The sequence below is a fragment of the Acidovorax sp. LjRoot204 genome, assembly GCF_056175785.1.
This window is the reverse complement of sequence record NZ_JBGFFF010000087.1, coordinates 1-20,903: the sequence shown is the minus strand read 5'-3', so window position 1 is coordinate 20,903 and position 20,903 is coordinate 1. Positions and strand designations below refer to the sequence as shown.

Genomic DNA, 20,903 nt, shown 5'->3' with positions numbered 1-20,903 from the left:
GCCACGAATGGCCCGATCCTGAACCTCGCCGTGGTGCATGCGCCTGGCTTCATCGGCAAACCGGGAGCCTACATCTTCGGTATTCGCGACGACCTTGCGGGCCAGCTCCAGCCACGCTGCCTGTAGCGCCGGGGGAAGCGTCGATGCCTCGACCTGCGCGCTGGAAACAGCACGCGAAAAAGAAGTTGTGCCGGACGGTGCCGCCGCAGCTGCGGCGGGCTCGCGGGCGCCCAGATTCAGGCGCGGCGCGCTCAGCCGCTTGTCGATATGGACGTCTGCGCACAAAGGGCACTGCACCAACCCGCGCTGCTTCTGGCTCTGAAAGTCATCTTCAGAACCAAACCAGCCTTCGAACACATGGCCGTGCTGACATTGGAGATCCAGTACCTTCATAAGATGCATCGTACGCTGGTGAGCGCAATCCCATGATTGGCGCTACCAGGCACATCAACGTCCAGGTGCAGAGTTGTGTTCAGAAGTGCTCCACCCCATCTGCCGGCCTACAGCTGGCAACGGGGAAGTGCCCTCAAGGCTTTGTCGAATGGCTCTGCCCGGAACCGACCGCTGCTTCAGCCGTGGCGCCGCAGCAGATACCGATAGACAAACCCGGGGAAGGCCAGCGTGAGAAACATGGTGCCGGTGATGGCGTAAAACTCCCAGCCCTGAGGTGCAATTTGGCCTGCACGACGCTCCAACAACAGAGCCATCCCGCCCACCAAGAAGTACAAAACGATCAGTTCGGCCATGCGCCCGACCAGAGGCTTGCCGTTGGCGACGGAGGGGCCCACCACCAGCCAGCGCTGATTGACGAAGGGCAGATTGGCGGCAATCAAAGCCGCCACAATCACAAGCCAAACCGAACCGGTAAGTGACACAGAGGAACTGATCGAGGCAGCAAATTGGGAATGGGAGCRGTAGCCCGCGCGGCGTGTGCGCGCAGGCTACCGATCAGGTCGCCAGTGCGCGGACCACGGCGTCGGCACACAGGGCCATCAAACCGCCTGGCAGCAAGCCCAACACCAGCACCAAAGCGCCGTTGATGGTCAGCACCACGCGCACATCGGCGGGCGCCGATACATTGGTAGCGGTCAGGGGCGCGTCGAAATACATGACTTTCACCACCCGCAGGTAGTAGAACGCACCGATCAGCGACATGATCACGGCAAACACAGCCATCGCCATGTAGATGGTCTGTCCCGAAGCGATCAGGGCTTGAAGAACCGCCAGCTTGGCATAGAAGCCCACCAGAGGAGGAATACCTGCCATGGAGAACAGGCAGACAGCCATCACGCCCGCGTAAAGTGGGCTTCGCTGGTTGAGGCCTGCGAAATCGGAAATCTCTTCGCTCTCAAAACCTTCCCGGGCCAGCAGCAGGATCACACCAAAGGCCGCCAGCGTGGTCAACACATAGGTGATGACGTAGAACATAGAGGCGCTGTAGGCGTTCTCCACCGCAGTGGCGTCCACGTTGCCATTGATGACCCCGGACATCAGGCCTAGCAACACGAAGCCCATCTGGGAGATGGTGGAGTAGGCCAGCATGCGCTTGAGGTTGGTCTGCGCAATGGCTGCCAGATTACCCACGAGCAAAGAACCGATCGCCAACACCGCCAGCATCTGTTGCCAGTCGATAGCCAGGGGCAGCAGACCATCCACCAGCAAACGGATGGTGATGGCAAATGCAGCCAGCTTGGGCGCACCACCAATCATCAGCGTCACCGCTGTGGGTGCGCCCTGGTAGACATCGGGAATCCACATGTGGAAAGGCACCACCCCCAGCTTGAAGGCCAGACCGGCTACCACAAACACCAAGCCGAACACCAGCACCTGATGCTTGATCTGACCGGAATTGACTGCCTTGAACACCTGACCAATATCCAGCGAACCCGTGGCACCGTACACCATGGACAACCCGTACAGCAGGAAGCCACTGGCCATGGCGCCCAGTACAAAATACTTCATGGCCGCTTCTGTGGCGGTAGCGTTGTCGCGACGCAATGCCACCAGGGCATAGCTCGACAGCGTGAGCAACTCAAGCCCCAGGTAGATCACCAGGAAGTTGTTGCCCGAGATCATGATGAACATGCCGAGCAAAGCGAACATGGACAGCGTGAAGAGCTCACCCCCCCGCAACATGTCGCGGTCGGCAGCATAGGGGCGGCCATACACCAGGGTGACCATCATGGCCACGGTGGCAAAACACTTGAGCCAATTGCCCATGGCATCACTCACCACCATGTTGCCAAAACCGTAGAAGGTATTGCCGCTGCTGGCATACATGGCCTGCAGGGCAGCCACCACGGCCAGCGTGAGCATGGTCAGCACGTAGGTGCTGGTGCGACGAGGGCTGTGTACGCCCAGATCAACCAGCGCAATCACGCAGGCCATCGTCAACAGCACAATTTCGGGGTAAATCGCTAGCCAGCTGATGTTGTCAATCATCTCGAATCTCTCAGTTCAGTCTGGTCTGTTCAGTTCAGCTTGGTCTGCGCGACATGCTTGAGCAGTTCTGCCACCGAGGTGTCCATCACGTCGGTGAACGGACGGGGGTAGAGGCCCATGGCCAGCACCGCGATGCCCAGCACAGCAAGCACYAGGAACTCGCGGCTGTCGATGTCCGTCAAGCCCTTGACGTTGTCATTGCCCACGGGGCCCAGGTACACACGCTTGAACATCCACAGGGTGTAAGCAGCACCAAAAATCAGCGCAGTGGCGGCAGCCAGACCGATCCAGAAATTGGCCTTGACGGCACCCAGGATCACCATCCACTCACCCACAAAACCGGCCGTACCCGGCAGACCGCAGTTGGCCATGGCAAACAGCAGGGCAAACGCCGTGAAGTTCGGCATGGTGTTGACCACGCCACCATAGGCGGCGATTTCACGGGAGTGCACGCGGTCGTACAAGACACCGATGGACAAGAACATCGCACCGGACACAAAACCGTGCGCAATCATCTGGACAATACCGCCGGACACGCCCAGGTCGTTGAAGATGAAAAAGCCCAAGGTCACAAAACCCATGTGCGCCACCGACGAGTAAGCCACCAGCTTCTTCATGTCCTTCTGGACCATAGCCACCAGGCCCACATAGATCACGGCGATCAGCGACAAGGCAATCATCAGCCAAGCCCACTGGCGTGCAGCGTCAGGAGCGATTGGCAGCGAAAACCGCAGAAAACCGTAGGCACCCAGTTTCAGCATAATGGCGGCCAGCACTGCTGAACCGCCCGTAGGCGCCTCCACGTGCACATCGGGCAGCCAGGTGTGGACGGGCCACATGGGCACCTTCACAGCAAAGGCGGCAAAGAATGCGAAGAACAGCAGGGTCTGTGCACGTCCGCTCAACGGCAGCTGATGCCAGGTCGCAATGTCAAAGCTGCCACCCGACTGGTTGTACAGGTAGATCAGCGCGATGAGCATCAACAGCGACCCGAGCAGCGTGTACAGGAAGAACTTGAASGCYGCGTAGATCTTGTTSGGGCCGCCCCAGATGCCGATGATCAGRTACATCGGGATCAGCGTTGCCTCGAAGAACACATAGAACAGAATGCCGTCGAGTGCGCTGAACACACCGATCATGAGCCCCGAAAGGATCAGGAAAGCGCCCATGTACTGGTTCACGCGCTCCGTGATCGACTCCCAGGAAGCAATCACCACAATGACGGTGATGAATGCTGTCAGCGGCACGAACCAGAAGGAAATGCCGTCCACCCCAAGGTGGTAGTGGACGTTGAAGCGCTCGATCCAGTCAGCCTTCTCCACAAACTGCATGGCTGCTGTACCCAGCTTGAAGCCATCGTACAAAGGCAGCGTGACCAGGAAGCCGATCAGCGCGCCGACGAGCGCCAGCCAGCGCACGGCACGCGCGTGCTCATCGCGCCCGATGGCGAGCAACAGCACGCCAAACGCAATCGGTGTCCAGATTGCAAGACTCAACAGACCCATTTTTATTCTTCTCCTACTTGTTGAGCCAGACGAAATACGTCATGAGCACGAAAACACCCAGGATCATGACCAGCGCATAGTGGTAGATGAAGCCCGACTGCACCCAACGCACAGCACCGGCAACCCACCGCACCAGCTTCCAGGACCCGTTGACCAGGGCACCATCGATCACAGCCTGATCCCCGCCCTTCCAGAGACCCACGCCCAGCGCACGTGCACCACGGGCCAGAATGTTCTCGTTGATCCAGTCAAGGTAGTACTTGTTTTCAAGCAATGTGTAGATGGGCTGTACGCGCGCCTTGATCGCCGTGGGCAACGCAGGATTGACCATGTACATGTAGTACGACAGCGCCACACCTGCCAGTGCGAGCCAGAACGGCGCCGTCTGCAGACCGTGCAATGCCATGGCCCAGGCGCTGTGGAAATGCTCCGCCATGTGTGCCATGGAAGGATGCTTGGCCGCATCCACAAAAATGACGTCCTTGAAGAAGTCTCCAAACAGCATGGGCTGGATGAACAGGAAACCCACCACCACCGAAGGAATGGCCAACAGCACCAGAGGCACCGTCACCACCCAGGGAGACTCGTGCGGTTCGTGGTGATCATCGTGGCCGTGGCCATGGTGATCGTCGTGGTGGGCATCCGGATTCTGGTCGTARCGCTCCTTGCCRTGGAASACCAKGAAGTACATGCGGAAGGAATAGAACGCCGTGATGAACACACCCGCGAGCACTGCGAAATGTGCAAAACCGGCTGCAGGCAGATGGCTAAAGTGCACCGCCTCAATGATGCTGTCCTTGGAATAGAAACCTGAGAACAGCGGCGTGCCGATCAGGGCCATAGAACCCAGCAGCGAGGTGATCCAGGTGATGGGCATGTACTTGCGCACACCGCCCATCCAGCGGATGTCCTGATTGTGATGCATGCCCATGATGACCGAGCCTGCGCCCAGGAACAACAAGGCTTTGAAGAACGCATGGGTCATCAGGTGGAACACAGCCACCGAGTACGCCGAGGCGCCAAGCGCTACTGTCATGTAGCCGAGCTGCGAGAGCGTCGAGTACGCCACCACACGCTTGATGTCGTTCTGGATGATGCCCAGGAAACCCATGAACAATGCTGTGATGGCACCGATCACCAGGATGAAGTTGAGCGCAGTGTCCGACAGCTCGAACAGAGGCGACATGCGCGACACCATGAAGATACCGGCGGTCACCATAGTGGCAGCGTGAATCAGCGCGGAGATGGGAGTCGGACCCTCCATCGAATCAGGCAGCCAGACGTGCAAGGGAAACTGCGCTGACTTGCCCATCGCGCCGATGAACAGGCAGATGCAGATCACCGTGACGAGCATCCAGCTGGTGCCGGGGAACGACAGAGAGCCCAGTTCACCCGCCTTGGCGAAGATCTCGCCATAGTTCAAGGTGCCGGTATACGCTGCGATCAGGCCAATGCCCAGAATGAAGCCGAAGTCGCCCACGCGGTTGACCAGAAACGCCTTCATGTTGGCGAAGATGGCAGAAGGCTTGTTGAACCAGAACCCGATGAGCAGGTAGGACACCAGACCCACCGCCTCCCAACCAAAGAACAGCTGCAGCAGGTTGTTGCTCATGACGAGCATGAGCATGGAGAAAGTGAACAGCGAAATGTAGGCAAAGAAGCGGTTGTAGCCCTCGTCTTCTTCCATGTAGCCAATGGTGTAAATGTGAACCATCAGCGACACAAAGGTCACCACCACCATCATCATCGCCGTGAGGCTGTCGATCAGAAAGCCCACTTCCATCTTCAAGCCACCCACCACCATCCAGGTGTACAGGGTTTCATTGAACCGGGCACCATCGAGTGCCACGCTCTTGAGCGTCATCGCCGAGAGGATGAAAGCAACCAGCACCCCGAGGATGGTCAGGGTATGGCTCAGGCGACGACCGATCCAGTTACCACCGAAGGTCGTACCGAAGACGCCGGCCAGTAAGGCGCCTGCCAGCGGTGCCAACGGCACTGCCAGGAGGGTTGAAGCAGAGAGGGTTTGACTCATTCTTGAGAACCTTGGGAATACTCGCGACCCATCAACCCTTGAGGGTGTTGAGGTCTTCCGCGTTGATACTGGATTTGTTGCGGAACAGCAGCACCAGGATGGCCAGGCCAATCGCCGATTCAGCGGCTGCCACGGTCAGGATAAAGAACACGAACACCTGGCCGTGCATGTCTCCCAGGTAGTGGGAGAACGCCACGAAGTTCATGTTCACGGCCAGCAGCATGAGCTCGATCGCCATCAGCAGCACGATCAGGTTCTTGCGGTTCAGGAATATGCCGATCACAGCGAGTGCAAACAGCATGGCGCCCAGCGACAAAAAGTGGCCCAGAGTCAATGTCATGCTTTTTTCTCCTCAGCAGCAGCTTGCGCAGGCTCTTCAGCAGCAGGCTTTTGGGTGGCGGCCACCTTGACCACTGCCAGACGATCGGCCGCACGCACTCGGATCTGCATTGAAGGATTGATGGCCTTGCTGTCCTTGCGCTGACGCAGGGTCAGTGCGATGGCAGCCACCATGGCCACCAGCAAAATGACTGCAGCGATCTCAACGGGATACAGATACTGGGTGTACAGCAGCTTGCCCAACGCCTTGGTGTTGGAGTACGGAACCACATGACCAGCGGCATCGACCATGGCAGCGACGGCCTTGGGCTCTTCCATGCCGCGGAATCCGCCCATCAACACGGCAGCCATTTCCAAGGCGATGACCGCCCCAATGAGGGCCGCCAAAGGGAAATGCTTCCAGAACCCCTTGCGTACGGTATCGATATGAATGTCCAGCATCATCACCACGAACAGGAAGAGCACCATGACCGCGCCCAGGTACACCAGCACCAGCGCAATTGCCAGGAACTCTGCCTTGAGCAACAGCCAGACAGCCGCCGCCTGCGAGAACGCAAGGATGAGATACAGCACTGCATGCACAGGGTTGCGTGCAGTGATCACCCGGAAGGCTGCAAACAGCAACACCACCGAGAAGAGATAGAAGAAACCAGTCTTGGCGTCCATGAATCGGGTCTTTATAGAAAGTCTGGCAAAGAGGCTGAACCCCGTACCGCTCAGCGGTACTTGGCGTCTGCAGCCTTGGCTGCCGCAATTTCACCTTCGTACCGGTCGCCCACAGCCAAGAGCATGTCCTTCGTGAAATACAGGTCACCACGCTTTTCGCCGTGGTATTCAAAGATGTGTGTCTCGACAATCGAATCGACCGGACAGCTCTCTTCGCAGAACCCGCAGAAGATGCACTTGGTCAGGTCGATGTCATAGCGCGTGGTGCGACGCGAACCATCTGCACGCACATCCGATTCGATGGTGATGGCCATCGCAGGGCATACGGCTTCGCACAGCTTGCAAGCGATGCAACGCTCCTCGCCGTTGTCATAACGGCGCAGTGCATGCAGGCCACGGAAGCGTGGCGACAAAGGCGTCTTCTCTTCGGGAAACTGCACGGTCACCTTGCGGCGAAACGCATAGCGGCCAGTCAGGGCCATCCCCTTGAGCAACTCCACGAGCATGAAACTCTTGAAGAAATCCTTGAACGAAAAAGGTGCAGCAGCAGCAACAGCAGTCATTTGTGTCCCCGCTTATTTCCAGATATTCCAAGGCGAGAGCAACCACCCGCCAACAAACAACAAGTACACCAGCGTGACCGGAATGAAGATCTTCCAGCCCAGACGCATGATCTGGTCGTACCGGAACCGCGGGAAGGTAGCCCGGATCCAGATGAACATGGATACCACAAGGAAGGTCTTGAGACCCAGCCAGATCCAGCCTGGAATCCAGTTGAACACCGCGCTATCGATGGGAGACAGCCAGCCGCCCAGGAACATGAGAGCCGCCAGGATGGACACGAGCCACATGYTGGCGTACTCGGCCAGGAAGAASATCGCGAAGCCCATRCCSGAGTACTCGAYCATGTGGCCSGCMACGATYTCKGMCTCGCCTTCCACCACGTCGAAGGGATGGCGGTTGGTTTCTGCCACGCCAGAGATCAGGTACACAAGGAAGATCGGCAGCAGGGGCAGCCAATTCCAAGACAGGAACGTCAGGCCCTTGTCTGCGGCCATGCCCCGCCCCTGACCCAGCACGATTTCCGTCAGGTTCATACTGCCCGACACCATGATCACGACGAGGAAACAAAAGCCCATCGCGATTTCGTAGCTCACCATCTGTGCCGAGGCCCGCAGTGCGCCCAAGAATGCGTACTTGGAGTTGGAAGCCCAGCCCGCAATGATCACGCCATAGACTTCGATGGAAGTGATGGCCATCACCAACAACAGACCAGCATTCACATTCGCCAAGGCCACGTCGGGGCCGAAAGGAATGGCCACCCAGGCAGCCAGGGCCGGCATGATGGCCATGACGGGCCCGAGAACAAACAGGCCCTTGCTGGCCGCCGTAGGCTGGATGATTTCCTTGGTCAGCAGCTTCAGTGCGTCAGCAATGGGCTGCAGCAGCCCCATCGGTCCCACGCGGTTGGGACCGTGGCGCACTTGCATGAAGCCCAGCAGCTTACGCTCCCACAAAGTGAGGTAAGCCACGGCACCCATGAGCGGCGCCAAGATGCAGACGATCTTGATCAGGATCCAGAGCACTGGCCAGACGATGCCGGTCCACCACCCAAAGGAGAGCAGGTTCAGGCCCGCGTTGTAGATCGCGTCGATCATGCGGCCACTCCTTCGCGTGCCATGCGTGCGTCGGCAGTGAGCTGCAGCGACGTAGAACGGCGCACCAAGCCGTCCAGTTGATAGATGGATGCCACGACCGGATCACCAGCTGCAGCCGTTGCGGCTGGCGACGCCTTCACTGCATTCGACAACTGTGCGGCGGGCACCTGCGTAACGGCACCGGCAGCGGCGTTCGTCGCACGGGCCAGAACGTCCTGGGAGGTCTCAAAGTCAAAGCCTGGCACACCCAACAGGTTGGCCAGCACGCGCAGAACCTTCCAAGCGGGACGGGTATCGCCCAGAGGGCGCACCACGGCGTGGAAACCCTGTATGCGTCCCTCGGCGTTGACAAAGCTGCCCGAAGTTTCCGTGAACGGAGCAATTGGCAACAAAACGTCACTGAACTCCATGTTGGCCTTGAAGGGGCTCAACGTGACCACCATTTCTGCACCAGCAAGAGCAGTTGCAGCTTGAGCACCCGTCGCAGAATCATGGACGGGCTCGGTGTTCAGCAGCACCGCCGCCTTCAAACCACCGGAGAGCATTTGAGCAGCATTCAGTCCACCGTTGACAGGGTGAGCGCCCGCAAATTGCGCGCCCACCGTATTGGCGGCCTCTGTCAGGTAGCCCACTGTTGCACCGGTGTTCTCTGCAATCCAGTTGGCCCATGCCAGCAACTGCGTAGCTTGCGCGTGGTGCRCCGCCGCATTGCCCAGCAACACCGCCTTGCGCTCCCCGCCCAGCAGCGAGCGGGCGATGGCCTGGGCAGCCTCGCTGGCCGCGCTGGCACCTTGCGGAGCGGGAATGCCCTTTTCATGGGCGATGGCGGAAGCAATGCCTCCGAGCATCTCGACCCACTGGCCGGCACCTTGTGCCACAAATGTCTGCACCGGCATGGCCCAGTCATGGGATACCGAAGCGATGGCACTGACCTGGCAGCCATGGCGGGCCGCCTGACGGATGCGCTGCGCAAACAACGGATGGTCCTTGCGCAGGTTGGAACCCACGACCAGCACGCGCTGGAGCGTGGACAACGAAGCGATGGACGTACCGAGCCAGCGAATACCTTCGGGAGCAGCAAACTCGGCGTTGCGCAGACGATAGTCGATGTTGTCGCTACCAAGTCCGCGCACCAGGGCGCTGGCCAGATACAGCTCTTCCAACGTACTGTGCGGACTCACCAGCGCACCAATGCTGGCAGCGCCGTGGTCGTTCTTGATGTTCTTGAGGCCATTGGCCACGTATTCSARCGCRGTCTGCCAGTCCACTTCCTTCCACASCCCGCCCTGCTTGAGCATGGGCTGSGTSAGGCGSTCGKSACCGTTGAGSGCTTCRTASGAGAARCGGTCGCGGTCGGCRATCCAGCATTCGTTAACAGCCTCGTTTTCAAACGGGACAACGCGCATGACCTTGTGGTTCTTGACCTGAACAATCAGGTTGGCACCGGTGGAGTCATGTGGACTCACCGAGCGGCGGCGCGACAGTTCCCAGGTGCGGGCGCTGTAACGGAAAGGCTTGCTGGTCAATGCACCCACGGGGCAGATGTCGATCATGTTGCCCGACAGTTCAGAGTCCACCGTGTCGCCGGTGACCGTGGTGATTTCAGAATGCTCGCCACGATGGATCATGCCGAGTTCCATCACGCCCGCCACTTCCTGGCCGAAGCGCACGCAACGGGTGCAGTGGATGCAGCGGCTCATCTCCTCCATGGAGATCAGCGGGCCCACGTCCTTGTGGAACACSACGCGCTTTTCTTCCTCGTACCGCGAGGAGGAGCCRCCGTAGCCCACGGCCAGATCCTGCARCTGGCACTCGCCGCCCTGGTCGCAGATGGGGCAGTCSAGMGGGTGGTTGATSAGSAGRAACTCCATGACCGACTGCTGCGCCTTGATGGCYTTKTCGCTCTTGGTRCGMACGATCATKCCCTGCGTGACSGGCGTGGCGCAGGCYGGCATSGGCTTGGGAGCCTTCTCCACGTCCACCAGGCACATGCGGCAGTTGGCGGCGATCGAAAGCTTCTTGTGGTAGCAGAAATGCGGAATGTAAGTGCCAGCCTTTTCAGCCGCATGCATCACCATGCAGCCCTCGGCGACTTCCACTTTCTGACCGTCCAGTTCAATTTCAACCATATGTTTTCTCGCGATCAGACGGAAGTCACGGCTTGTGGAGCCTTGTTCCGGATCAGTGCCTCAAACTCGGGACGGAAGTGTTTGATCATGGCGCGCACAGGCATGGCGGCAGCATCACCCAGCGCACAGATGGTGCGGCCCTGGATGTTGTCCGCCACCGAATTGAGCAGATCCAGGTCACCCTCACGACCCTGGCCATGCTGGATGCGATCGATCACGCGCCACATCCATCCCGTGCCTTCACGGCAGGGCGTGCACTGGCCGCAGGATTCATGCGAATAGAAATACGACAGGCGCAGCAGACTTTCGACCATGCTCCGGGAATCGTCCATGACGATCACGGCACCAGAGCCCAGCATGGAGCCAGCCTTGGCGATGGAGTCGTAGTCCATCGTGCATTCCATGATGACGGATGCAGGCAGGACAGGAGCCGATGAACCACCAGGAATCACCGCCTTGAGTTGACGGCCTTTGCGCACGCCACCGGCCAGTTCCAGCAGCTTGGCAAACGGTGTACCCAACGGCACCTCATAGTTGCCTGGCTTTTCGACGTCACCAGACACCGAGAAAATCTTGGTGCCGCCGTTGTTAGGCTTGCCGCACTCCAGATAAGCCGCACCGCCATTGCGGATGATCCAAGGCACAGCCGCAAAGGTTTCCGTGTTGTTGATGGTGGTGGGCTTGCCATACAAGCCAAAGCTGGCCGGAAACGGTGGCTTGAAACGGGGTTGCCCCTTTTTGCCTTCCAGCGATTCGAGCAATGCAGTTTCTTCACCACAAATGTAGGCACCAAAACCGTGGGCTGCGTGCAGCTGAAAGCTGAAACTGCTGCCCAGGATGTTGTCGCCCAGATAACCTGCTGCCCGCGCTTCTTCCAGAGCGGCTTCAAACCGTTCGTAGSTCTGGAAGATCTCGCCRTGGATGTAGTTGTAGCCCACSSWGATGCCCATCGCATASGCKGCGATGRYCATGCCTTCGATSACGATGTGCGGGTTGAACTGCAGGATGTCRCGGTCCTTGCAGGTACCAGGCTCACCCTCATCGGAATTGCACACCAGATATTTTTGGCCTGGGAACGAGCGGGGCATGAAGCTCCACTTGAGGCCCGTAGGAAAGCCTGCACCACCCCGGCCACGCAAGCCAGACTCCTTGACAGTGGCAATGACCTGATCCTGCGTCAGGCCCTCTTCACCATCCTTGCCCAGGATACGACGCAGCGCCTGATAGCCACCACGCGCTTCGTAGTCCTTGATGCTCCAGTTGCTGCCATTCAGGCCCACATAGATTTGGGGGTTGATATGGCGGTCGTGGAAACAGGTCTGAACACCCGTAGCTTGGAACTGGGAAAGTATTTGTGCTGCCGTGGTCATCACTGGCCCTCCGCGGCCCGCAGGCCGTCAACGAGCTGGTCGAGCTTGTCGTTGTCCATGAAGCTGCACATCGTGCGATCGTTCACCAGCATCACAGGCGCATCAGCGCAAGCACCCAGACATTCGCATTGCTGCAGAGTGAACAGGCCGTCAGGTGTGGTCTCACCCATCGAAACACCCAGCTTCTTTTCCAGGTGATGCAGCGCCTTTTGCCCGTCGCGCAGCTGGCAGGGCAGATTGGTGCACACGTTGAGCTTGWACTTGCCCACCGGWTGCTGGTTGTACATGTTGTAGAAGGTCGTGACTTCGTGCACAGCGATCTGAGCCATGCCCAGATAGTCGGCGATCACTGCCTCGCTCTCGGCGCTGACATAGCCCTGTTCTTGCTGAACGATGGACAAGCAAGCCATCACCGCAGACTGCTTCTGGTCCGCAGGGTACTTGGCCACTTCGCGCGCAAACCGCGCCTTGGTCGCTTCGGTAATCATCGGTCAATCTCTCCGAACACGATATCCATGGTGCCAATGATGGCGACAGCRTCSGCGATCATGTGGCCRCGCGMCATTTCGTCGAGSGTCGCSAGRTGCGSRAAACCCGGCGCSCGGATCTTSAGKCGGTAMGGCTTGTTGGCRCCRTCRCTCACCAGRTARATRCCGAAYTCGCCCTTSGGRTGYTCSACSGCSGCATAGGCCTCGCCTTCSGGCACGTGGAARCCTTCSGTGAASAGCTTGAAATGGTGGATCAGCTCYTCCATGTTCGMCTTCATSGATTCRCGCGCRGGCGCAGCSACCTTGTGGTTGTCCGTGATCACAGGACCGGGGTTGGCCTTGAGCCAGTCCACGCATTGCTTGATGATGCGATTGGACTCGCGCATTTCCTGCACACGCACCAGGTAGCGGTCGTAGCAGTCACCGGTCTTGCCCACCGGCACATCGAAATCCACACGGTCGTATACGTCGTATGGCTGGGTCTTGCGCAAGTCCCAGGCGATACCGGAGCCACGGAGCATGGGGCCAGTCATACCCAGATTCAGGGCCCGCTCGGGCGGCACCACGCCGATGCCTACCGTTCGCTGCTTCCAGATGCGGTTGTCGGTGAGCAGTGTTTCGTATTCGTCCACACAGCCTGGGAAACGCTGGGTGAAATCGTCGATGAAGTCCAGCAGAGACCCTTGACGATTCTGGTTCAACGCCTCCAGCGCCTTGGCATTCTTGATCTTGCTGACCTTGTACTGCGGCATGCTGTCGGGCAGGTCGCGGTAGACGCCGCCCGGGCGGAAATAGGCCGCATGCATGCGCGCGCCAGAAACCGCCTCGTACATGTCAAACAGGTCTTCCCGCTCGCGGAAGGTGTAGATCAGGATGGTGGAGCTGCCGCAGTCGTTGCCGTGCGAGCCCAACCACATGAGGTGGTTCAGCAAGCGCGTGATCTCGGAGAACATCACGCGGATGTACTGCGCGCGCACCGGCACTTCCAGACCCAGCAGCTTCTCGATGGCAAGGCAGTAGGCGTGCTCGTTGCACATCATCGACACGTAGTCCAGCCGGTCCATGTAGGGCAGTGACTGGATGTAGGTCTTGTGCTCGGCCAGCTTCTCGGTGGCGCGATGGAGCAGACCGATATGCGGGTCAGCGCGTTGCACAACCTCGCCGTCAAGCTCCAGCACCAGGCGCAACACACCGTGCGCCGCAGGGTGCTGCGGACCAAAGTTCAGGGAGTAGTTCTTGATTTCAGCCATGATGGATCACATGAGACGCGAGGCGGCTCAGTGCAGGCCTCCGTACTTGTCTTCGCGGATGATGCGGGGCGTGATTTCCCGCGGCTCGATGGACACGGGTTCGTACACGACACGGCGCTGCTCGGCGTCGTAACGCATTTCGACATGTCCAGACAAGGGGAAATCCTTGCGGAAAGGGTGCCCGATAAATCCGTAGTCCGTGAGAATGCGGCGCAGGTCGTTATGACCATCAAACACGATGCCAAACAGATCGAAGGCTTCGCGTTCGTACCAGTTGGCTGCATTCCACAACTCGGCTACCGAAGCAACAACCGGGAAATCATCGTCTTGGCAGAACACCTTCACGCGCACTCGCTGGTTGAGGCTGACCGATAACAGGTGCGACACCACACAGTAGCGTGCACCCTCGTGGGCTGCATCGCCATATGCAGAATAGTCCACACCGCACAAATCGATCAGCTGCTCGAAACGGCAACCTTCCGAATCGCGCAGCAAGCGCATCGCATCCAGATAGTCCGCAGCAGCGACCACCAGGGTGACCTCATCGAGAGCGACCGAAATCTGGCGCACCTTGGCACCCAGCGCCGCAGAGATATTCTCTTTAAGCTTCTCAGGCCGAATGGCAACAGCTGTCATCATCAACCCTTCAGACACGAGCAATGGTGTTGGTGCGGCGGATCTTCTGCTGCAGCTGGATGATCCCGTAGATCAGAGCTTCTGCCGTCGGAGGGCAACCTGGCACATAAACATCCACCGGCACGATGCGGTCACAACCGCGCACCACCGAATAGCTGTAGTGGTAGTAACCACCACCATTGGCACACGAACCCATCGACAAGACCCAGCGCGGCTCGGACATCTGGTCGTACACCTTGCGCAGTGCGGGGGCCATCTTGTTGCACAGCGTGCCTGCCACGATCATCAGGTCGGACTGACGAGGGCTGGCACGGAACACTTCCGCACCAAAACGACCGATGTCATACCGGGCCGCCGCAGCGTGCATCATCTCCACAGCACAGCAAGCCAGACCAAACGTCATCGGCCACAGAGAACCGGTCTTGGCCCAGTTCACCACGGAGTCGTAACTCGTGGTGATGAAGCCTTCCTTCATCACGCCTTCAATCATTGCATTGTCCTTGTTGAAGTCCGCTCATTCCCAATCCAGGGCACCCTTTTTCCATTCGTAGGCAAAACCCACGACCAGAATGGCCAGGAAAATCACGACCGCCACAAAACCGGCCACACCCACCTCGTGCAGCGTGACCGCCCACGGGAAAAGGAATGCGATTTCCAGGTCGAACAGAATGAAGAGAATGGCCACGAGGTAGTAGCGCACATCGAATTTCATGCGCGCATCCTCGAAGGCYTCRAAGCCRCAYTCGTAGGGRGMGTTCTTYGCKGCRTCSGGSCGGTTGGGRCCCAGKATGTAGCCGAGTACAAGGGGGACAACGCCTACGGCGATGCCGACCAAGATGAACAAAAGGACGGGGAGGTACTGATCGAGGTTCATCTTGAGGATGTGCTCACCGCTGTGGCCTTGCCCGTCAGGACCCAAGCCGGGTCATGCAGGCAGGCCTTTGTTTTGGTGCCGTCGGCGAGACTCGAACTCGCACAGCTTTCGCCACTACCCCCTCAAGATAGCGTGTCTACCAATTTCACCACGACGGCTGATTTTTGCATCTGGATGGCATGAGGAACCTTGCGGCTTTTGGCTTTCCAGACAATCCAGAATTCTACTCCGGAAAAACCCTGCTTCGGCCCTGCGGGCCGAAATTCAGTTCAATTATTTGGTCGGGATCTGCGCGGCGCCCGAAGCGGGAGCGGCAGGCGCTGCAGGCACCTCAGAAGCAGGTGCGCCGGCAGGCACGGCAGCGGCTGGCGTTTCTAGAACGCTGCCCGAACTGGCGGGACGAGCATTGCCAAAGTAGGCCAACGCGAGCGTAGAAACAAAGAACACTGCAGCCAGCACGGCCGTGGTACGGGACAGGAAGTTGGCGCTGCCGCTGGCGCCAAAGAGGCTGCCCGAACTGCCGCTACCGAAAGCCGCCCCCATGTCGGCTCCCTTGCCATGCTGAATCAAGATCAGGCCGATCATGGCCAGGGCCGCCAACATCTGCACTGCCAAAATCACATTCACGATCACGTTCATTCTCTGTTCACTCCTGATTGAATTGTTTGACTCGCAGCCGCCTCAACGGGCGGCCGCAATGATTTGTAGAAAGTCGGGCGCCTTCAGCGAAGCACCACCGACCAAGCCACCGTCGATATCGGGCTGCGCCAGTAACTGAGCTGCATTGGCCGCATTCATGCTGCCGCCGTACAGCAACCGGATGCGGTCCGCATGCTCGCTCGCAGCTGCCAGCTGGGTGCGCAGCACGGCATGCACGGCTTGCGCCTGCTCCGGCGACGCAGTGCGACCCGTGCCAATGGCCCACACAGGCTCGTAAGCCACCACGATCTCGCTGATGCAATGACCGTTGAGATGAATTACCGCTGCGAGTTGCCGCTTGACCACCGCCTCGGTCAGTCCCGCTTCACGCTCCTGCAGTGTTTCCCCCACACAGACCACCGGCGTCACACCGGCCGCCAGCGCGCGCTGGGCCTTCTCCGCCACGATCGCATCCGTTTCACCATGGTACTGGCGGCGCTCAGAGTGCCCCACCAGCGCATAGCGCACACCAAAATCCTTCAGCATGGCCACCGATACCTCACCAGTGTAGGCACCCGCCTCGTGCGAAGACACATCCTGTGCTGCCACCGCAATGGCAGTGCCAGCCGTCAACGCCTGCACCTGCGCCAGATAGGGCGCTGGCACTGCGACGGCCACATCACAAGCCACATCTGCAGCGCCCGCAATCAAGGCCTTCAACAACGCTTCGTTGGCAGCGAGGCTGCCATTCATCTTCCAGTTGCCAGCGATGAGTTTTTTCTTGTTGTTCATGATTACCACGTCAAAACAATCTTGCCAACATGCTGGTTGGACTCCATCAGCGCATGGGCTTGTGCCGCATCCGCAGCAGCAAACGTGCTGTGGATGACCGGACGCACCTTGCCCGCTGCCAGCAAGGGCCAGACATGCTCACGCAGCGCCCGTGCAATCGCACCCTTGAAAGCCACGGGACGCGGACGCAACGTGGACCCTGTGATGGTGAGCCGCTTGCGCAGCACCAACCCTGCATTGAAACCGCTCTGCACACCCCCTTGCACGGCGATGATGACGATCCGTCCGTCCTCGGCCAGGCATTCGACCTCGCGGGCGACATAGTCACCTGCCACCATATCGAGCACCACATCAACACCACGCGCCTCGGTGATTCGTTTCGCCACGGCCACAAAGTCCTGAGACTTGTAGTTGACGGCGTGGTGCGCGCCCAGCGCCAGGCACGCTGCACACTTGTCATCGCTCCCAGCGGTGGCAATCACGGTAGCACCGAAGGCACGTGCCAGCTGAATAGCCGTCACGCCAATGCCACTCGTACCGCCTTGCACCAGGAAGGTTTCACCGGCTTGCAAACGCGCACGGTCAAAGACATTGCTCCACACCGTGAAGAACGTCTCCGGAAGTGATGCAGCCTCTACGTCACTGAAGCCATCAGGCACCGGCAGGCATTGCACCACCGGCGCCACACACCACTGGGCATAACCACCACCCGCCACCAAGGCGCAAACACGGTCACCCACACGAATGCCCGCCTCTGCCATCGCCAAAGCATCGCCCGACTCAACCACCCCCGCGACCTCCAGCCCCGGAAGATCCGAGGTGCCAGGGGGCGGCGCATAGTGGCCCATTCGCTGCAATACATCTGGGCGGTTGATGCCACTGGCCGCCACGCGGATCAGCAGCTCACCCGCACCCGCTACAGGAGCGGGGCGCTCACCCAGACGCAGCACCTCAGGCCCACCAAACGATGTGATCTCAACAGCATGCATAACGGGGTTTACCGAAGATGGATTCAGATGATTTAGGCCGCTAGCGCATGATTTATATGCACCAGCAGCTACCAAATCAATAGCAGATCAACAATTTAGCCATTCACCTGAACAGACGCGCCATCTGCAGGCAGGGCCTGCTGCTGTTGCTGCTCTGCGGGATGACGGCCGCCATCACGACCGTGATCGCGGCGGGGTTCGCGATCGCCACGTTCTGCAGGCGCTGGACGGTCGCTGCCACCGGCGGGACGATCTGCCAACACCTTCATGGACAGCTTGATACGGCCCTTTTCGTCGGTTTCCATGACCTTGACCTTAACGATCTGGCCTTCGSTCAGGTAGTCAGWCACCTTYTCGACGCGYTCGTGMGCGATCTGGCTGATGTGCAGCAGRCCRTCCTTGCCRGGCAGSAGRTTGATSAGCGCGCCRAAGTCSAGGATCTTGGTSACMGGGCCTTCGTAGATCTTGCCGATYTCGACTTCKGCCGTGATCTGCTCGATGCGCTTCTTGGCTTCATCGGCCTTCGCAGCGTCGGTGGCGGCAATGGTGATGGTGCCGTCTTCCTCGATGTTGATCTGGCAGCCAGTTTCTTCGGTCAGCGCACGGATSACMGCGCCGCCCTTGCCGATCACGTCRCGGATCTTCTCGGGGTTGATCTTCATGGTGTACAGCTTGGGCGCGAAGTTCGACACTTCGGTCTTGGCTTCACCCATGGCCTCCTGCATCTTGCCCAGGATGTGCATGCGCGCTTCCTTGGCCTGGGCCAGTGCCACTTGCATGATTTCCTTGGTGATGCCCTGGATCTTGATGTCCATCTGCAGGGCCGTGATACCGCCCGTGGTACCCGCCACCTTAAAGTCCATGTCACCCAGGTGATCTTCRTCGCCCAGGATGTCGGTCAGCACSGCGAARCGGTTGKCKTCCTTGATSAGSCCCATSGCRATRCCGGCCACGTGGGCCTTCATSGGCACGCCGGCRTCCATCAKCGAMAGGCAGCCGCCGCAMACCGARGCCATGGACGAGGAACCATTGGACTCAGTGATTTCCGACACGACACGCATGGTGTASGGGAATTCTTCCTTGGTCGGCAGCACAGCGACCAGCGCACGCTTGGCCAGACGGCCGTGGCCGATTTCGCGGCGCTTGGTCGAGCCCATGCGGCCCACTTCGCCGGTGGCGAAGGGAGGCATGTTGTAGTGCATCATGAAGCGGTCTTCGTACTCGCCAGCCAGCGCATCGATGCGCTGTGCATCACGCTCGGTGCCCAGCGTGGTAACGACCAGCGCCTGGGTTTCGCCACGCGTGAACAGGGCCGAGCCGTGGGCACGGGGCAGCACGSWGTTGCGGATCTCGATGGGGCGCACGGTGCGCGTGTCGCGGCCGTCGATGCGGGGYTCGCCMGMCAGGATCTGGCTGCGSACGATGCCCGCTTCGATGTCGAACAGCATGCCTTCAACCTTGACGGCGTCGAACTCAACACCATCGGCCTTCAACGCTGCCATCACGGCTGCATAGGCTTCGCGGCAGGCCTGGGTGCGGGCTTGCTTGTTGCGGATCTGGTAGGCAGCGCGCAGCTTGTCGTCGGCCAGCGCCACCACCTTGGCGATCAGTGCTTCGTCCTTGGCAGGCGCTTCCCATTGCCACACGGGCTTGCCCGCGTCGCGCACCAGATCGTGAATGGCGTTGATGGCCACATTGCCTTGCTCGTGACCGAACACCACGGCACCCAGCATGATTTCTTCAGACAGCTGCTGGGCTTCGGATTCGACCATCAGCACTGCGGCTTCGGTGCCCGCCACCACCAGATCCATCTGCGAGTTCTTGCGCGCAGTCTGGCCAGGGTTGAGCACGTACTCGCCGTTGATATAACCCACGCGTGCGGCACCAATGGGGCCGTTGAACGGAATGCCAGAGATGGCCAGGGCAGCACTGGTAGCGATCAACGCAGCGATGTCGGCATCCACTTCAGGATTCAGCGACACCGTGTGGATCACCACGTGCACTTCGTTGAAGAAACCTTCGGGGAACAGCGGACGGATCGGGCGGYCGATCAGGCGGCTGGTCAGGGTTTCGTGCTCGCTGGGCTTGGCTTCGCGCTTGAAGAAGCTGCCRGGGATCTTGCCGGCRGCRTASGTCTTCTCGATGTAGTCCACSGTCAGSGGRAAGAAGTCCTGGCCSGGCTTGGCGGACTTGGAGGCGACCACAGTGGCCAGCACCACGGTGTCGTCAATATTCACCAGCACGGCGCCAGAGGCCTGGCGGGCGATTTCGCCGGTTTCCATGATGACGGTCTTGTCACCCCATTGGAAGGTCTTGGTGACTTTATTAAAAATGCTCATGTTCAGCTCCTGTTTTAATAGCTGGTAGTGCCCTACCAGATTGTCTTGGAGAGCAATTCAGAACACGATGCCATTCCAGGGAAGTTCTGCGCCAGGCAGTAACAACAACTTCATTGGAATGACACAGCTTCGCTCTGTTTTGCGGCTCCGAAGTAAAAAACGCCTGAGCTAGCGGACTAACCCAGGCGTTTTGGCATGCAATGAAGATTACTTGCGCAGACCCAACTTRGCGATCAGCGCGGTGTAACGGTCAGCGTCCTTGGCCTTCAGGTAGTCCAGCAGCTTACGACGGCGGCTCACCATGCGCAGCAGGCCACGGCGACCATGGTGGTCCTTGGCGTGCGTCTTGAAGTGGGGAGTCAGTTCGTTGATGCGAGCGGTCAGCAGGGCCACTTGCACTTCTGGGCTACCAGTGTCATTGGCAGCACGGGCGTTCGCCTTGACGACTTCGGCCTTGATGGAGGATGCGATCATGTTTTTCCTTGAATGTGGCCTGCCGCAGGCGGAAGACCATGGTTTTTACTTGCGCCAGCAGCTGGAACGGCCGCAGGCGTGCGTCTTGCACCATGCAAAACCCGTGGATTATAACCCGAGGCCCTCAATTCGCCTCTGACCAGCCCACAGGCACCTTGCCAGCCCGATCTCGCCGGACCAGAACACGGGGGCTTGCTGCCGCCCTTCGCCGCCGGTGTAGCGTAGAGGATACGCCGCAGCACAGGCCTCATCGGCGTGAGCCCGCCTCGACGCATTGC

Annotated in this window: 21 protein-coding genes and 1 tRNA gene; all 22 read right to left on the bottom strand. The window is 59.4% G+C overall.

What is annotated here, in order from left to right:
• Window positions 1-393, bottom strand: a 393-nt coding sequence (locus tag AC04MI_RS15775) for a DUF1178 family protein (protein WP_476498120.1), incomplete at its 3' end; no start/stop codon positions are given.
• A 176-nt stretch (window positions 394-569) separates the two neighbouring features.
• Window positions 570-875, bottom strand: coding sequence for a DUF2818 family protein (locus AC04MI_RS15770; RefSeq protein ID WP_056061582.1), 306 nt, complete (start codon window positions 873-875; stop codon window positions 570-572).
• A gap of 73 nt (window positions 876-948) precedes the next feature.
• The gene (nuoN, locus tag AC04MI_RS15765; RefSeq protein ID WP_056061579.1) at window positions 949-2,442 is read right to left on the bottom strand and encodes an NADH-quinone oxidoreductase subunit NuoN; all 1,494 of its coding nucleotides are present in this window, start codon (window positions 2,440-2,442) and stop codon (window positions 949-951) included.
• 29 nt (window positions 2,443-2,471) lie between these two features.
• Entirely contained in the window at window positions 2,472-3,947 is a 1,476-nt protein-coding gene (locus AC04MI_RS15760; protein WP_056061577.1) for an NADH-quinone oxidoreductase subunit M, read from the bottom strand.
• A 13-nt stretch (window positions 3,948-3,960) separates the two neighbouring features.
• On the bottom strand, window positions 3,961-5,982 hold the full coding sequence (gene nuoL / locus AC04MI_RS15755) for an NADH-quinone oxidoreductase subunit L (protein WP_476498119.1): 2,022 nt from the start codon (window positions 5,980-5,982) through the stop codon (window positions 3,961-3,963).
• A 31-nt stretch (window positions 5,983-6,013) separates the two neighbouring features.
• Window positions 6,014-6,322 (bottom strand): NADH-quinone oxidoreductase subunit NuoK, encoded by a 309-nt coding sequence (nuoK, locus tag AC04MI_RS15750; RefSeq protein WP_005793248.1) that lies wholly within the window; start codon window positions 6,320-6,322, stop codon window positions 6,014-6,016.
• Window positions 6,319-6,987 (bottom strand): NADH-quinone oxidoreductase subunit J, encoded by a 669-nt coding sequence (locus AC04MI_RS15745; RefSeq protein WP_056747683.1) that lies wholly within the window; start codon window positions 6,985-6,987, stop codon window positions 6,319-6,321. Before AC04MI_RS15745 ends, nuoK begins: the two co-directional genes overlap by 4 nt.
• A 50-nt stretch (window positions 6,988-7,037) precedes the next feature.
• Complete coding sequence (gene nuoI / locus AC04MI_RS15740) at window positions 7,038-7,550, bottom strand: NADH-quinone oxidoreductase subunit NuoI (protein ID WP_010463942.1); 513 nt, start codon at window positions 7,548-7,550, stop codon at window positions 7,038-7,040.
• A gap of 12 nt (window positions 7,551-7,562) precedes the next feature.
• Window positions 7,563-8,645, bottom strand: coding sequence for an NADH-quinone oxidoreductase subunit NuoH (nuoH, locus tag AC04MI_RS15735; RefSeq protein WP_476498118.1), 1,083 nt, complete (start codon window positions 8,643-8,645; stop codon window positions 7,563-7,565).
• The gene (nuoG, locus tag AC04MI_RS15730) at window positions 8,642-10,774 is read right to left on the bottom strand and encodes an NADH-quinone oxidoreductase subunit NuoG (protein ID WP_476498117.1); all 2,133 of its coding nucleotides are present in this window, start codon (window positions 10,772-10,774) and stop codon (window positions 8,642-8,644) included. The genes nuoH and nuoG overlap by 4 nt, the downstream gene beginning before the upstream one ends.
• A gap of 14 nt (window positions 10,775-10,788) precedes the next feature.
• The gene (nuoF, locus tag AC04MI_RS15725) at window positions 10,789-12,144 is read right to left on the bottom strand and encodes an NADH-quinone oxidoreductase subunit NuoF (RefSeq protein ID WP_476498116.1); all 1,356 of its coding nucleotides are present in this window, start codon (window positions 12,142-12,144) and stop codon (window positions 10,789-10,791) included.
• On the bottom strand, window positions 12,144-12,632 hold the full coding sequence (nuoE, locus tag AC04MI_RS15720) for an NADH-quinone oxidoreductase subunit NuoE (protein WP_476498115.1): 489 nt from the start codon (window positions 12,630-12,632) through the stop codon (window positions 12,144-12,146). The genes nuoF and nuoE overlap by 1 nt, the downstream gene beginning before the upstream one ends.
• Window positions 12,629-13,882 carry an NADH-quinone oxidoreductase subunit D gene (locus AC04MI_RS15715; RefSeq protein ID WP_476498113.1) on the bottom strand — a complete coding sequence of 418 codons (1,254 nt, stop codon included), beginning with the start codon at window positions 13,880-13,882 and terminating at the stop codon, window positions 12,629-12,631. The genes nuoE and AC04MI_RS15715 overlap by 4 nt, the downstream gene beginning before the upstream one ends.
• A gap of 27 nt (window positions 13,883-13,909) precedes the next feature.
• Window positions 13,910-14,518 carry an NADH-quinone oxidoreductase subunit C gene (locus AC04MI_RS15710; protein WP_108497213.1) on the bottom strand — a complete coding sequence of 203 codons (609 nt, stop codon included), beginning with the start codon at window positions 14,516-14,518 and terminating at the stop codon, window positions 13,910-13,912.
• 10 nt (window positions 14,519-14,528) lie between these two features.
• A complete protein-coding gene (locus AC04MI_RS15705) occupies window positions 14,529-15,008 on the bottom strand; it encodes a NuoB/complex I 20 kDa subunit family protein (protein WP_007849129.1) in 480 nt (159 codons plus the stop codon).
• 24 nt (window positions 15,009-15,032) lie between these two features.
• Window positions 15,033-15,392 carry an NADH-quinone oxidoreductase subunit A gene (locus tag AC04MI_RS15700; protein ID WP_476498112.1) on the bottom strand — a complete coding sequence of 120 codons (360 nt, stop codon included), beginning with the start codon at window positions 15,390-15,392 and terminating at the stop codon, window positions 15,033-15,035.
• A gap of 73 nt (window positions 15,393-15,465) precedes the next feature.
• A tRNA-Leu gene (locus tag AC04MI_RS15695) sits at window positions 15,466-15,550 on the bottom strand.
• Between the two features lie 115 nt (window positions 15,551-15,665).
• Window positions 15,666-16,031 carry a preprotein translocase subunit SecG gene (gene secG, locus AC04MI_RS15690; RefSeq protein ID WP_056061544.1) on the bottom strand — a complete coding sequence of 122 codons (366 nt, stop codon included), beginning with the start codon at window positions 16,029-16,031 and terminating at the stop codon, window positions 15,666-15,668.
• 42 nt (window positions 16,032-16,073) lie between these two features.
• A complete protein-coding gene (gene tpiA / locus AC04MI_RS15685; protein ID WP_056747675.1) occupies window positions 16,074-16,823 on the bottom strand; it encodes a triose-phosphate isomerase in 750 nt (249 codons plus the stop codon).
• A 2-nt stretch (window positions 16,824-16,825) separates the two neighbouring features.
• On the bottom strand, window positions 16,826-17,812 hold the full coding sequence (locus AC04MI_RS15680; RefSeq protein ID WP_436077975.1) for an NAD(P)H-quinone oxidoreductase: 987 nt from the start codon (window positions 17,810-17,812) through the stop codon (window positions 16,826-16,828).
• Between the two features lie 95 nt (window positions 17,813-17,907).
• Window positions 17,908-20,151: a polyribonucleotide nucleotidyltransferase gene (pnp, locus tag AC04MI_RS15675; RefSeq protein ID WP_476498111.1), complete on the bottom strand. Its 2,244-nt coding sequence runs from the start codon at window positions 20,149-20,151 to the stop codon at window positions 17,908-17,910.
• A 207-nt stretch (window positions 20,152-20,358) separates the two neighbouring features.
• Entirely contained in the window at window positions 20,359-20,625 is a 267-nt protein-coding gene (gene rpsO, locus AC04MI_RS15670; RefSeq protein WP_005793232.1) for a 30S ribosomal protein S15, read from the bottom strand.
• Window positions 20,626-20,903: the final 278 nt, after the last annotated feature.